The sequence below is a fragment of the Pseudoalteromonas sp. J2K-J031 genome (genome assembly GCF_058197095.2).
In genome coordinates, this window is record NZ_CM200279.1 from 3,238,033 (window position 1) to 3,252,206 (window position 14,174).

The 14,174-nt window shown below is 40.2% G+C and carries 12 protein-coding genes and 4 tRNA genes; 1 reads left to right on the forward strand and 15 read right to left on the reverse strand.

The window, feature by feature from the left end; translation table 11 throughout:
- Positions 1-81 precede the first annotated feature (81 nt).
- The 7 genes from hflX to AC3KZC_RS14785 form a co-directional block, all read right to left on the reverse strand.
- Positions 82-1,371 carry a ribosome rescue GTPase HflX gene (gene hflX, locus AC3KZC_RS14755; RefSeq protein ID WP_490580415.1) on the reverse strand — a complete coding sequence of 430 codons (1,290 nt, stop codon included), beginning with the start codon at positions 1,369-1,371 and terminating at the stop codon, positions 82-84.
- 16 nt (positions 1,372-1,387) lie between these two features.
- Complete coding sequence (gene hfq, locus AC3KZC_RS14760) at positions 1,388-1,654, reverse strand: RNA chaperone Hfq (protein WP_490580416.1); 267 nt, start codon at positions 1,652-1,654, stop codon at positions 1,388-1,390.
- Between the two features lie 78 nt (positions 1,655-1,732).
- Positions 1,733-2,653, reverse strand: coding sequence for a tRNA (adenosine(37)-N6)-dimethylallyltransferase MiaA (gene miaA / locus AC3KZC_RS14765; RefSeq protein ID WP_490580417.1), 921 nt, complete (start codon positions 2,651-2,653; stop codon positions 1,733-1,735).
- Positions 2,646-4,499, reverse strand: a complete 1,854-nt coding sequence (gene mutL / locus AC3KZC_RS14770; protein ID WP_490580418.1) for a DNA mismatch repair endonuclease MutL — start codon at positions 4,497-4,499, stop codon at positions 2,646-2,648. Before mutL ends, miaA begins: the two co-directional genes overlap by 8 nt.
- A 5-nt stretch (positions 4,500-4,504) precedes the next feature.
- Complete coding sequence (locus tag AC3KZC_RS14775) at positions 4,505-5,878, reverse strand: N-acetylmuramoyl-L-alanine amidase (RefSeq protein ID WP_490580419.1); 1,374 nt, start codon at positions 5,876-5,878, stop codon at positions 4,505-4,507.
- Positions 5,879-5,882: 4 nt separating this feature from the next.
- Positions 5,883-6,341: a tRNA (adenosine(37)-N6)-threonylcarbamoyltransferase complex ATPase subunit type 1 TsaE gene (tsaE, locus tag AC3KZC_RS14780; RefSeq protein ID WP_490580420.1), complete on the reverse strand. Its 459-nt coding sequence runs from the start codon at positions 6,339-6,341 to the stop codon at positions 5,883-5,885.
- A gap of 6 nt (positions 6,342-6,347) precedes the next feature.
- Positions 6,348-7,865: an NAD(P)H-hydrate dehydratase gene (locus AC3KZC_RS14785; RefSeq protein WP_490580421.1), complete on the reverse strand. Its 1,518-nt coding sequence runs from the start codon at positions 7,863-7,865 to the stop codon at positions 6,348-6,350.
- A gap of 12 nt (positions 7,866-7,877) precedes the next feature.
- Between AC3KZC_RS14785 and queG the strand changes: the two genes are divergently transcribed.
- On the forward strand, positions 7,878-9,005 hold the full coding sequence (gene queG / locus AC3KZC_RS14790; RefSeq protein ID WP_490580422.1) for a tRNA epoxyqueuosine(34) reductase QueG: 1,128 nt from the start codon (positions 7,878-7,880) through the stop codon (positions 9,003-9,005).
- Positions 9,006-9,012: 7 nt separating this feature from the next.
- On the opposite strand, the gene AC3KZC_RS14795 is transcribed toward queG, so the two are convergent.
- The 8 genes from AC3KZC_RS14795 to orn all read right to left on the reverse strand — a co-directional run bounded on the left by AC3KZC_RS14795 (position 9,013) and on the right by orn (position 14,146).
- Positions 9,013-10,134, reverse strand: a complete 1,122-nt coding sequence (locus tag AC3KZC_RS14795) for a response regulator (RefSeq protein ID WP_490580423.1) — start codon at positions 10,132-10,134, stop codon at positions 9,013-9,015.
- Between the two features lie 112 nt (positions 10,135-10,246).
- Positions 10,247-12,202, reverse strand: a complete 1,956-nt coding sequence (locus tag AC3KZC_RS14800; RefSeq protein WP_490580424.1) for a PAS domain-containing sensor histidine kinase — start codon at positions 12,200-12,202, stop codon at positions 10,247-10,249.
- Positions 12,174-12,371: a DUF1289 domain-containing protein gene (locus tag AC3KZC_RS14805; protein ID WP_490580425.1), complete on the reverse strand. Its 198-nt coding sequence runs from the start codon at positions 12,369-12,371 to the stop codon at positions 12,174-12,176. Before AC3KZC_RS14805 ends, AC3KZC_RS14800 begins: the two co-directional genes overlap by 29 nt.
- 76 nt (positions 12,372-12,447) lie before the next feature.
- Positions 12,448-12,523 (reverse strand) — tRNA-Gly (locus AC3KZC_RS14810).
- 348 nt (positions 12,524-12,871) lie between these two features.
- Positions 12,872-12,947: transfer RNA gene (locus AC3KZC_RS14815), tRNA-Gly, on the reverse strand.
- A 102-nt stretch (positions 12,948-13,049) separates the two neighbouring features.
- Positions 13,050-13,125: transfer RNA gene (locus tag AC3KZC_RS14820), tRNA-Gly, on the reverse strand.
- A gap of 184 nt (positions 13,126-13,309) precedes the next feature.
- Positions 13,310-13,385: transfer RNA gene (locus AC3KZC_RS14825), tRNA-Gly, on the reverse strand.
- 215 nt (positions 13,386-13,600) lie between these two features.
- Entirely contained in the window at positions 13,601-14,146 is a 546-nt protein-coding gene (gene orn, locus AC3KZC_RS14830; RefSeq protein WP_490577692.1) for an oligoribonuclease, read from the reverse strand.
- Positions 14,147-14,174: the final 28 nt, after the last annotated feature.

Consider the following 14,174-nt stretch of genomic DNA (forward strand, 5'->3'; position numbering starts at 1 on the left):
ACTCCATTGTTATTAAAATGAATTCATATAAATCTATCAAACTAACATTACAAAACACAATAAAATGAGGTGAACGAATGTTTAATCAGTAATGATAAATTTCTCTATTTCGGTGCCATTATCTTTTTTCAACCGGTTCCAATCCGCCATAGGTAAGCGAATATTAAGCAAGCAATTACCTAAATCATCATATTGCTCTGCGTGAATACAGTTCAATTTATATAACGCACCACGTAAAGAACCAAATCGAGCAGGGACTCGTAATCGGCACTTTAACATTTTTTCTGCCAAACACTCACTAATTGCTTGTAAAAGTAACTCGCAACCTAGTCCTGTATGGGCCGATAACCAAACTTGCACAGGCTTACCTTCATCATCCCTGTCGATACGTGGCACAAGCTCTTCGACTAAATCTATTTTGTTATAAATGAGAAGTTGGGGTACTTCATCGGCTTCAATTTCATGAAGCACATCATTAACTTGATCAATATTTTCTTGGCGCCTTTCATCTGCAACATCGATAACGTGAAGCTGTAAATCAGCCTCTCGTGTTTCAACAAGAGTTGCTTTAAATGCAGCCACTAAGTCATGCGGTAAGTGACGAATAAATCCTACCGTATCTGCCATAATGACACTACCCACATCGGTCACATCTATTTTTCTAAGCGTAGGATCGAGCGTAGCAAACAATTGATCTGCCGCATACACATCTGCAGAAGTAACTCGATTAAATAAAGTCGATTTTCCTGCATTGGTATAACCGACCAAAGACACTGTTGGAATCTCATTACGGGTACGTGCACGACGACCCTGCTCACGTTGCTTGGCTATTTTTTCAAGCCGCCTTAAAATTGTTTTAATTTTATCACGAATTAAACGACGATCAGTTTCTAATTGCGTTTCACCGGGACCACGCAATCCAATCCCCCCCTTTTGCCTTTCTAAATGCGTCCAACCTCGTATTAAACGAGTTGATATATGGCGAAGTTGCGCCAACTCAACCTGCATTTTCCCCTCATGGGTTCGTGCTCGCTGAGCAAAAATATCTAAAATCAAGGTAGTACGATCAAGCACTCTGCATTGACAAATGCGCTCTAAATTTCGCTCTTGGGAAGGTGATAGCTCATGATTGAAAATAACAACATCAGCCTGATGTAACTGGACAACCTCAGCAATTTCTTCAGCTTTACCCGTACCAACAAAAAACTTTGGATGAGGTGACTGGCGACTGCCTTGCACAATCGCCAAAGAATTAGCACCCGCAGAAGAAACCAACATTTCGAGCTCCTGAAGATCTTCACGATCTCCTTCTTTTGGAAACTCTATATGGACTAAGATAGCCTGTTCACCAGCTTTATAACGGTCAAACAAGCACTATGCTCCTAAATTAAAAGTTACCAGCATCTTCACCATCAGCTTCAGGAGTTTCTGTCCCTATTGCTTGAAAATTAATAGCTCGAGCAGGAACAACAGTAGAGATAGCGTGTTTATAAACCATCTGATTGACTGTGTTTTCAAGTAAAATTACAAACTGGTCAAATGACTGAATTTTACCTTGTAGTTTAATACCATTCACAAGGTAAATAGACACTGGAATTCGCTCACGACGCAGTGCATTTAAAAACGGATCTTGTAGAGATTGGCCCTTTGCCATTATTATTTTCCTTCGTTTTAGGTGTTTTTATATAATTATTAATCTGTAAAGATTTCAACTAGTTTTACTGCAATCTCTCTAATAGCTTAGCGAACTTAATACACGTTGCAAGTTTTCTTCTGCACCTGATTCTAACCAAGTTACATCAGGCCAACTACGCAACCATGTCAGTTGACGCTTAGCTAGTTGACGGGTCGCTGCGATGCCACGAAAAACCATTTCATCGTACTCAACTAAACCGTCTAGATAATCCCACATTTGGCGGTACCCGACGCAACGAATAGACGGTAATGCCGTATGCAAATCATCTCTTTGATATAAGGCCTTTACTTCACTTTCAAAGCCCTGCTCTAACATGATTTTGAATCTTTTTTCAATTCGCTGATGCAATACACTGCGATCAGACGGTGCGATTGCAAATTGTAACACGTTAAAAGGCAAAGGCTCTGACTTTACTTTTTGTAGCTCAGTCATTGTTTTACCTGTTAGACGATACACTTCTAACGCTCGATTTATCCGCTGTGAATCATTTTCTTTAATCCTAAGCCCGGCTTCAGGATCGACTCTTTGTAATTCTTGATGTAAATGCGGCCAGCCAAACTGTTTAGCTTCATTTTCAAGCTCTAAACGAATATTAGGATCAGCCTCAGGTAAAGGTGAAATTCCCTCTAACAAAGCTTTAAAATACATCATAGTCCCGCCAACAAGAACTGGTATTTTACCCTTTTCATGTAGTTCGGTGATGTGAGCTAGTGCATCACGACGAAAATCAGCTACCGAATAACTTTCGCTAGGATCTAATATATTAATTAAACGGTGTGGCGCGCTTTTTAGTTCACTCGCTGTTGGTTTCGCAGTCCCAATATCCATTGAGCGGTAAATAAGCGCTGAATCTACACTAATAATTTCGGTTGATAAATGCTGACACAAATCAATCGCGAGATCAGTTTTTCCGGCTGCGGTTGGGCCCATTAAAAAAATAACCGGTAAGCTATGCAATTGTATTATTCCGCTCTAATTGTTGAATGAAATCAGCTAATTCTATTTTAACGGCTTTTTGTAATAGCCGCTCAATTAATTGTGGTTTATTCATAATAAATTGGTATATAACCTTATTTTGAGTTTGAGTAAAATAACGGCTATTTACCCACTCGGCTTGCCATTTTAGCCACTGCGTTATGTTAGATAACTTTAATAAACATGCTGCTAATATTGCACTGATCACTTCGTTAACATCATGTGCATACACTGAAGGCGGTAATCGCTTCACCATGACAAACCCCGCATTAAGCTGTAATTCATAGCCTAACACTGTCAGCCAAGATAATTGAGAATCTAACTGTAATTTTGCATCAGCATCGAGTGCAACCCTTACAGGTAATAATAAAGCTTTTCCATGCAATTGCGCATGCTGGCTAATTTCATCTAGCCAAAAATCCGCTAACACATATTTAAGGTGGCTCAATTGCAATGCTTCATCTTGCTTAATTAGGCAATGTCCATTTTGTAGTAACATCACCTCTTCTACTAATGGATGACCCGCATCATGATTGTGCAATTCAAATTGCTGTATAGCAGTGTTTTGTGCAATAGAATCAAAATGCTGCGCTCTTTGTTCTGCGACCCCTTGATAAAACGCATTTACATTTTGTTGCTGTTTTTGAACCTGCGCAACTAAAGGTTTAGGCTGATAACCTTGGCTAAAGCCCTTATTTTGACTATAAGACACCTCCCGCCCCATTGATGACGACATTCTCGGTTCTTTTGGAGCAATACGCTCACCGGTTAATCTTAGGTGTTCATAACAATCAGGAACGATTAAGTCATTTATTTGAGCGGTTTCAGATACACCCAATTGATTTGGTTGAGCTGCTTGTTTAACGGCTTGTAAAATAAAATCATGTACTAATCGCGCTTGGTGAAAGCGTACCTCGTGCTTTGCTGGATGAACATTAACATCAACTTGCCGAGGATTAATCGTTAAATAAAGCACAAAAGCAGGCACGTCAATGCCAGGGCAACTTTCTTCAAAAGCCTGACGAATAGCATGCAAAATTAATTTATCTCGCATCATCCTGCCATTTACATAGGTATATTGTGGCTCAACCGAGGAGCCTGGAGGTAAAATCCAACCAAAAATACTCAGCCCATCATCACCCGACTCTAAGAACAGTGCTTGTGATAAGAACTCTTTACCTGCAACTTGGGCAATGCGTTTTACATGATCTTCTCGTTTCATGGCAGGCCGATACTGACGCACTACTTTACTATTGTGCTTTAAAGTAATAGCGACATCAAAACGGCTTAATGCGATACGTTTTAGCAATTCATCAATATGATTAAACTCCGTTTTTTCAGTGCGTAAAAACTTACGCCGAGCTGGCGTATTAAAAAATAAGTCGACCACTTCTATTGTGGTGCCATTAGGGTGCGCTGTGGGTTTGACAGTAACAGCCATATCACGACCTTCAGCAAAAGCTTGCCATGCATCGTCTTGATCGGCTGGTTTAGAGCTTAAGGTCAATCGAGAAACCGAACTAATCGAAGCGAGAGCTTCGCCCCTAAACCCCAATGAACAGATATTTTCAAGATCATCTAGGGTTTTGAGTTTACTCGTTGCATGGCGCGATAACGCTAATGTCAGCTCATCTTTATAAACACCCGAACCATTATCACGAATCCGGATTAATTTATGGCCCCCTCGTTCAATGTCAATTTGAATCTGAGTGGCACCCGCATCTAAGCTATTTTCAACTAATTCTTTTACAACAGAGGCTGGGCGCTCAACGACTTCACCTGCCGCAATTTGATTTGCTAAACGGGCAGGTAAAATTTCAATGTTCATGTGAGTTAACTTCTAGGTATAGTTAGGGTTTGCCCAATAACTAAGGTATCGGTCGATAATTTATTTGCCGCCTTTAACGCTGAAATTGAGATCCCATATTGGCTCGCAAGCACACTAAGAGATTCACCCGAACGTACTTTATGAATTTGATCTTTTTTAGAGTCTGTCGTTTTTAATTGGGCAAATAACGAATCATCTGGCGGATTATTCATAAAATAAGTTTTAACAGCACTAAATACCGCTGTCGCTAACTTTTCTTGATGCTGTTTTGTTTTCAGCAAACGCTCTTCTTCAGGATTCGAAATATATCCAGTTTCAACCAATATTGAAGGAATATCAGGGGATTTTAGCACTGCAAGGCTTGCTGCTTGAGGGCGGCTTTTATGAAGTTTAGTGACTTTACCAAGCTCACTGACGACCTCATCGGCCACCTGAAAACCGGTACGCATGGAATGATCCATCGACATATCAAGTAAAGTTTGTGCCAAATACTTCTCATTCTGAGTATCTTTTAAAACATCAGCAGCGCCACCGAGTAGCTCAGATTGTTTTTCACTATCCTCAATCCATTTACCTATCTCTGAGTTAGCCCGTTTTAATGATAAAACGAACACTGACGCGCCTCGAGGTTGCGGTGTTGTAAACGCATCAGCATGTATAGAAATTAAAAAATCAGCTTTATATTTTCGAGCTCGCTCAGAGCGAGTATTGAGCTTGACATAATAATCCCCGGTACGAGGTAAAATTGCCTTCATGCCTTTTTGAGAATCGATTAATTTAGCTAGCCGTTTGGCTATTTGTAGTGTGACCGTTTTTTCATAGGTGCCAGCGGGACCAATTGAACCTGGATCTTCACCGCCATGCCCTGCATCAACTGCAATTATAATGTCGCGATCACCTCGTATATCACGATTTTTGGCAATTAAGGTGTTGTTGCTACTTTTATCGGTGTCTGCAGGTTGTGTATTAGTGTTATATAAATCTACAACCAAGCGATCGCTGTAAGGGGCTGTCGGTGCCAATGCAAATAGCACGGGTTTAACTGGTTGGTTAAGTTCTAAAACAACTCTAACCCACCCTTTTTTCTTCGGAGAACTATAACGTATTTTTTCAATAACCGAGCTGGTATCACTGATAGTGGGCAAGACCTGATGCTGCGTGGTGTCTTTAAAGTCAATCACCAAACGAAGCGGTTTTTTTAGCATAAAATAGCTGAAATCAGGTTGTTGTTTTAAATCAAATACAACACGAGTGCTCTCTGGTGAAGGCCACACCCGAACACTGGTCATTTCATTTGCTGCATTTGCAAGCATACTGAAGCAACTAAGCAGCACATAAGTAAAGAGATAAGATATAACAGTTAAAGTTTTAATTCGCATGTGCTCAAAGTTGGTTTACGATTGAGATACCTTTATTTGTACGGCCTATAATACTGATTTTTCGCTGTTCATCAACATACACAAGTGTGATATCCAAATCTGGCTCAGCTAATAACATTCCACCTTTTTCTGGCCATTCAACTAAACAAATGGCATTTCCAGAAAAATAATCACGGATCCCCATAAATTCGAGCTCTTCAGGGTCTGCTAAACGATATAAATCAAAATGATAAATGCTCTGCGTTTCAAGCTCATACGGTTCAACAATAGTATAAGTTGGGCTTTTTACTTTACCTTGATGACCAAACCCTTGAATAATTCCGCGGGTTAAGGTGGTTTTGCCTGCACCTAAATCACCATGTAAAAAGATAACAGCACCACTTTTAATTACCTTAGCCAACGCATTCCCCATAGCAACGGTTGCTAATTCATTTTCTAGTTGTTTTTCAAACATGTTTATCACTCTTTATTAGCCAATTAATCGTCTGATTTGGGGAAATAAGTCACTTGCCAACAACCCTCGAGCACCGTCATCAAGTAAATTATCTGCAGCTGCACCATGAAGGGCTACTGCAAGCTTAGTGGCAGCAAAGCCTAACATCTGTTGCGCCATCAGCCCTGCAATAATACCAGATAACACATCTCCCATCCCAGCACTTGCAAGCGCAGCACTCCCTGTTTGATTAATATTTAGGCAACCTTTATCATAAACTAAAGTACCTGGGCCTTTTAATAAAGAAACTGCACCAAAGCGCTCAGCTAATTGCTGCACCGAGGCAAATCGATTTTGCTCGATCTCGATATTAGAAATCCCTAATAATCGTGCAGCCTCACCGGAGTGAGGAGTTAACACCCACTCTTTAGATGGGTCTTTTATATATTGGTTACTTTTGGCTAAAAAATTTAATCCGTCAGCATCAATCACCAAACGGTTGCATTGGGCAGCCATTACCCACAGCCAAATTGCCCGAGCCCAGCCATTTTGACCAAGCCCTGGACCAATCACAACAACTGATGCTTTTTTAATAAGCGCTAAAAGTTCATGTTTATTATCATGATCAACCCCATGTACCATTAATTCATAGCGCCCTTGTAATACAGCAGCGCAATTATCAGGATGAGTTGCAACAGATACCAAGCCAGATCCACTGCGTAAGGCCGCTTCCGCACTTAACCTGATAGCACCTGCCATTCCTTTATTTCCACCAATACACAATACATGGCCAAGCTGATTTTTGTACGTTGAAATGGCTCTACGGGGTAATGTTTGCATTAATTTTTCTAGTTTGCATCGCGAGACATTCGTGTGTACATCGGAACTAAACAGCTTATCAAGCCCTAAGGGAGCAAAAACCAACCTCCCGACATGCTCAAGCGCCCGACCCGTTAACAACCCCTGTTTTAATGCTATGAATGTAATTGTTACATTTGCTTTTATCGCCTCACTTACAACAGCACCCGAGGTTGCATTGACACCCGACGGCACATCGATAGCAATGACTGGCAACCTACTTTGATTAACTAAATGACTCGTTTGTGCATAATACTTAGGAAGCTCACCACGAAAGCCAGTGCCAAACATCGCATCAATCACTAAATCAAACTCAGCCAATCCATGCACTAATACATCATTAAATGAATGCACTTTCAAACCTATTGTCAGGCATTGCTGATAGGCTTTATTAGCATCGCCTTTTAATTCCTGAACATCAGCAAGTGACACCAATGTAACTCGATAGCCCTTTTTCTGCGCCAAATAAGCAACAATATAGCCATCTCCAGCGTTATTACCTTTCCCAACTAAAATCAATAGTCGACGATAACATTTATAGTGATCCTCAATATATTGAAAAATAGCCGTACCCGCATTTTCCATTACTTGGTATAGATCACAGCCTAATTGCGCTGCAACATGCTTTTCATTGTTTTGCACTTGTTCCGCTGTATAGGCGAACTGTGGTAAATTAGTCGTGTATAAACTTTCCATAATGGCTCATCGGTGACAAAAACAACTATTAACTATCCTGAACTAGCAATCAAAATTAAGCAATGGGGCCAAGAACTAGGCTTTGCCGAGGTGGCTATTAGTGACATCGATTTAACTAAGCACGAAGCACAATTTCAGCGCTGGCTCGATCAGGGGTTTCATGGCGAAATGGAATACATGGCAGCTCATGGTATGAAACGCGCCCGCCCTGCAGAACTTGTTCCGGGCACGCAGCGGGTTATTTGTGTCAGAATGGATTACCTACCACCTGATGCAAGCTTCGCTAAAACACTGCAAGACTCGAAAAAAGCCTATATTAGCCGCTATGCTTTAGGGCGTGATTATCATAAGTTAATACGTAACCGTTTAAAAAAACTGGGGGAAAGAATAGAGCTTGAAGTTGGTCAATTTGGCTTTCGCCCATTTGTCGATTCAGCGCCTGTACTTGAAAGACAGCTAGCCGAAAAAGCAGGTTTAGGATGGACTGGTAAACATACGCTAATCTTAAATCAACATGCTGGATCGTGGTTTTTTTTAGGTGAGCTCTTCGTTGATTTACCCCTTCCTACTGATGAGCCTGTTGTAGAGCAATGTGGTAAATGCGTCGCTTGCATTAAAATCTGCCCTACAAATGCAATTATTGAGCCCTATGTAGTCGATGCTAGGCGCTGCATTTCATACTTAACAATAGAATTACAAGGCGCTATTCCAATTGAGTTTCGCCCACTGATAGGTAATAGAGTGTACGGTTGTGATGATTGCCAACTTATTTGCCCCTGGAATCGCTATGCTCAAATCACTGCTGAAGATGATTTTCATGCCAGATCGCAACTAAAAGATAAAGATTTAATTGATCTTTTCTTGTGGGACGAAACTACTTTTTTGAAAAACACAGAGGGAAGCGCGATCCGTCGCATAGGCCATGAACGTTGGTTAAGAAACATGGCTGTAGGTCTAGGTAATGCAGCTTATAACCCAAATATTATCAATGCACTAGAACAAATGAAACCTAAAGCTTCTGAGCTAGTTTTAGAGCACATAAATTGGGCAATAACACAACAAGAGCAAAAAAACGCTTTAAATAAAAAAACGCAGCGTTTAATTACTGCAATTGAAAAAGGCCTACCTCGAGATGCCTAAACACTAATTACTCGATCATTTGGCCTAGATCTTGTTCAATATCATAAAATGCTCGTTTAACATCTGTGAGTAAATCCTCACGAGCTACTGAACGTAAAATTGTGTCATCTACTTTTTTATAAATGTATTGCTCCTGATCATCATCAAGACCCATGTGTGGGATCCGCTGCTCAAATTCATTTTGCAAATCACGAAAAATAGCCTCATTCATTTCATGACTTAAATTTAAAACGCCAACAAGATCCTCAAATTTATCTCTCACTAATGAAAACGCACGCTGCAGTTGCATTTTTTGATACTGTAATTTCCGCTTAGTTAAAATAGCGTCTAGTTGTTGCTCAGTCACACTTACGATAAAACAGATATGATCCCGAATCCGCCCCATTTTATCTTCGTCATCAACCGGTAAATTCAAGATTAAAAGACTAATTTTAGGGTAGTTCACTAAAATACGAGGAGAAAACTCATACAACCGCCCCTTTACTTGCAGAAGCTCAAATAGCTCAACCACCATTTGAGAGCAAGCACCTTCAGAACTAAAATGCGACACTTTATCGTTATACCGAAACGCCACACAAGACTTAAGAGAAAAACCTTTAATGCAATTAATCAATGCTTTAGCTAAGTCTTCAGGTGCATCTAGGGTGCCAATATTTTCGATGTACTGAACAATATTACCCATTTCACTGCTATTGGTCATCGCGTTAAACGCGGTTTCAGTCGCATCTTCAATTTGTTGCTCAAGCAGCTTGCGGTTTTCAATTACCTTAAATAACGCACTGAGCTTTGCTTTTAGTTCTTCTTTAGCAAAAGGCTTAACAATATAATCTTCTGCCCCTACATTATAACCAGCAATGCGCTCATCTATAGAGCCTCTGGCCGACAAAAACATCACTACAATATTTGCAGTTGCTGGGTTACTTTTTAATTGTCTACATACCTCATAGCCATCCATATTTGGCATACTCACATCGAGTAAGATAACTTGAGGGCAAATTTGCTCAACCTTTGCTAAGCATTCTTGACCACTGCTAGCAAAATGAAGAGGGTAATCCCCGTCTAAAATCTCTTCTAATATTTCTAGATTAAATGGCTCATCATCAACAGCTAAAATTACTTTTTCAGACATATTCGCTCTACTCCATCTTCGAATTATTTATAAGGCCTCAAAGCACATTACAAATAACTATCCATACCTTATCCAAGCGTAGTCAAAGCTTTAAATTTACACTAATAATTATTTAAACTTGAACGATAAAAGGCAGAACAAAAAATATAGAAGCTCCCCCTTGAGCATTATTTTTCGCCCAAATGCGCCCATTATGAAGTGAAATAAACTCTCTACAAATCGCAAGCCCCAAGCCTGTACCACCCGCACCTTTATTAGTTTCACTACTTTGCGCAAACTTATCGAATACATGCTCAAGCTCTTCTTCAGGAATACCAACCCCCTGATCACGAATTTCTACCTGAACTTGCTCTGATGAAACAATAAGCATAATACAAATACGAGTGTCTGCTGCACTGAACTTAATCGCATTTCCAACAAGATTACGTACAACTTGATTAATATGCGCTGCATCACATTCAATCAAACATTCAGAGTGTTCTGTTTCTAGCATAACCTCAATATTTTTTTGTAATGCGCTACCAGAAATATCTTCAATCCCTGTTTTGATAATCGATATTAAATCTTGCTTTAGTGGATTAAAGGGAAATTGCCCTGCGTCTAATTTAGACAAATCGAGTAAATTATTAAGCAACGACAATAAACGCTGGCCACTGACTTCGATTCTCGATAGATATTTCTCTAATTTATCGATAGGGACAGGTTCACTTTCTAATTTTTCTAAACCAAAACGAGAAAAGCTGAGGATCGAGTGCATTGGGGTACGCAATTCATGAGACATGTTAGCCAAAAATTCCGATTTACTCTGATTAGCTTTCTCAGCCTGCTCTTTGGCAAGCTGAAGTTCCGCAGTACGATGCTGTACCTGCTGTTCAAGTGATATTTTAGCCTCTCTCAGTAACTCTTCTTTTTGCTTTAAATGAGAGACATTTTTTAAAATAGCGGCAAACGCACACTCACCATGGAAATCAATTTCACTGAATGACCCCGCTAAAGGCACCATGGAGCCTTGACTATTTTTTACCGTAATATCACAGTGAAATTGCTTGTTATGCATGGCAATAGCAATGGCATCTCGAATTTCGTCTGCCGATGTACGATCAATTAACTCATAAATAGAACGCCCTATTAGCTTGTCACGCTCAACCGCAAACAAAAAAGCACAAGAATCGTTCGCTTCTAAAATTAGCCCAGACTGCGCAAAAAGTACGATCCCATCAGGTGTATTTTTATAAATAACACGCAACAAGCTGTCCTTTTCAATTAAGGCATCTACAGTATCTTGCAAGCGCTCAACTAATTCATCGTTATTGCGTTTTAATAATTCAGTTTGCCACATGCGATGCAATGCTTGTAACAATAGACTTTGATCTAGTGGCTTCTCAAGTACATCATCAACTCCTATTCGAATAGCTTCTATTAATGCGCTTTGATGTGATTGAGAAGTAATTAATAAGCAGCGGCAATGAGGGTTGATTTGCTTCACTTTGCGATAGATATCAATACCACTACAGTTTGTTAAATTATAGTCTGAAACTAAAATATCAATTTTATGGATAACGCACTGCTCAACAGCTTCAGTTAGATTTGTAGCTGTGACTACTTTAATATGAGCGCCTTTTAGTGCTGATTCTAATTCCGTTAATTCATCTATTTCACTGTCGACCAGCAACACGCGAGGTAATAGAATTTTTACCTCAGCCTCGTTCATCATCAATAGACCTTCTAAAATAGAAATCAGCTCTTTGTTATCATAAAAGGGGTAAATAACCTGTGCCTCAGGCAATAACCGAAACATTTCCGAAAACGACTCTAAAATGTTCCCACCTTGGCTTTTTGGTGCAATGAGCAATAAGGGCACACCGTTAAAGGCGTTTTTAAATTCAAGCACTAGCGGAATAGGGATACCATATGCCATTGCAACCATTTCATACGATTGCAACTGAATATTTTCATCGATGTCGCTAAAATGACACAATGAGACTTCACAGCCAATTAACTCTAACAATGCCTTAACTCTCATAGCTAACACGCTTGAGTTATCGACTATTAATATCCTTTTTAACATAGCTACATTGTTCTTTTCGTCTTTGCTTACATAATATTAGCGTAGCTTGTTTTTCCTGTTCGCCCATATCATGCCACGATAAAATTTCATTCAAAGTACGAAAGCACCCTAAACAAACATCATCAGGTGTTAAACAGCAATTTTTGATACAAGGGTTATCTGAAGCCATAAAGGTCAAAAAAGGTGTTAAAAGGGTATTAGTGAAGTATATGTGATTACAAAAAATAGATGGAATGATTTTGAATTGGAGCGGCACACGAGGCTCGAACTCGTGACCTCAACCTTGGCAAGGTTGCGCTCTACCAACTGAGCTAGTGCCGCTTCATAAACGCGTCAGTGATTTGTTCGTTGGTGCGCAACCTTGGAGCTGCGTCTAACGTTCTGGCAACTGAGCGAGTGCCGCTTCATAAATGTGTCTGTAATTTGTTCGTTGGTGCACAACCTTGAGGCTGCGTCTAACGTTCTGGCAACTGAGCGAGTGCCGCTTCATAAATGTGTCTGTAATTTGTTCGTTGGTGCACAACCTTGAGGCTGCGTCTAACGTTCTGGCAACTGAGCGAGTGCCGCTTTATAAATGTGTCAGTGATTTGTTCGTTGGTGCGCAACCTTGGGGCTGCGTCTAACGTTCTGGCAACTGAGCGAGTGCCTTTAAAACTCTCAATGAAAATTTGGAGCGGCACACGAGGCTCGAACTCGTGACCTCAACCTTGGCAAGGTTGCGCTCTACCAACTGAGCTAGTGCCGCTTCATAAATGTGTCAGTTATTTGTTCGTTGGTGTACAACCTTGTGGCTGCGTCTAACGTTCTGGCAACTGAGCGAGTGCCTTTAAAACTCTCAATGAAAATTTGGAGCGGCACACGAGGCTCGAACTCGTGACCTCAACCTTGGCAAGGTTGCGCTCTACCAACTGAGCTAGTGCCGCTTCATAAATGTGTCAGTAATTTGTTCGTTGGTGCGCAACCTTGGGGCTGCGTCTAACGTTCTGGCAACTGAGCGAGTGCCGCTTCATAAATGTGTCAGTTATTTGTTCGTTGGTGTACAACCTTGTGGCTGCGTCTAACTTTCTGGCAACTGAGCGAGTGCCTTTAAAACTCTCAATGAGAATTTGGAGCGGCACACGAGGCTCGAACTCGTGACCTCAACCTTGGCAAGGTTGCGCTCTACCAACTGAGCTAGTGCCGCTTTATAAAATTATCAGTAATTTTCGCGTTAGATCAGAACCTTAAGGTTGTACCTTCCGCTCTAGCAACTGAAAAAATATTATTTTGAAATTATCGAGCTTTATTTGGTATTAAAGCTTCTAATTAACTTACAAAAACGCCCCGAAGGTTTGTTATCCTAAGCGGGGCGAGATTTTACAATATCGAATATTCTTTGCAAGTATTTTTATAAAAAAATTACAACTTAAAGAAATCTTGCCGATAAACACGCAACTCTGCAATTGATTCGTGAATATCTTCCAATGCTAAATGGACACCTTTTTTCTTAATACTCGCAAGAACTTCAGGTTTCCAACGACGCGCCAATTCTTTAATTGTACTGATATCTAAATTACGATAATGAAAGTAATCTTCAAGTTCAGGCATATAAGCATTTAAAAAGCGACGATCTTGACCTATGGAATTACCACACATCGGTGACTTACCTTTAGGCACCCATTTTTCTAAAAAACTAATGGTTTGTTCAATTGCATCTTGCTCAGTAAAAGTGCTCTGCTTACAACGAGCGGTTAAACCTGAACCACCATGCTGATTAACACACCATTCATCCATACCATCTAATAACTCATCAGATTGATGAATAGCGATTACAGGGCCTTCAGCTAATATATTCAAATCACAATCTGTTACAATAGTTGCGATTTCGAGTATTTTATCCGTTTTTGGTTCTAAACCCGTCATTTCGAGGTCTAGCCAAATCAAATTTGATTCATGAAAAGACATAAATTACCTTAGCGGTGCTTTCCTTTCG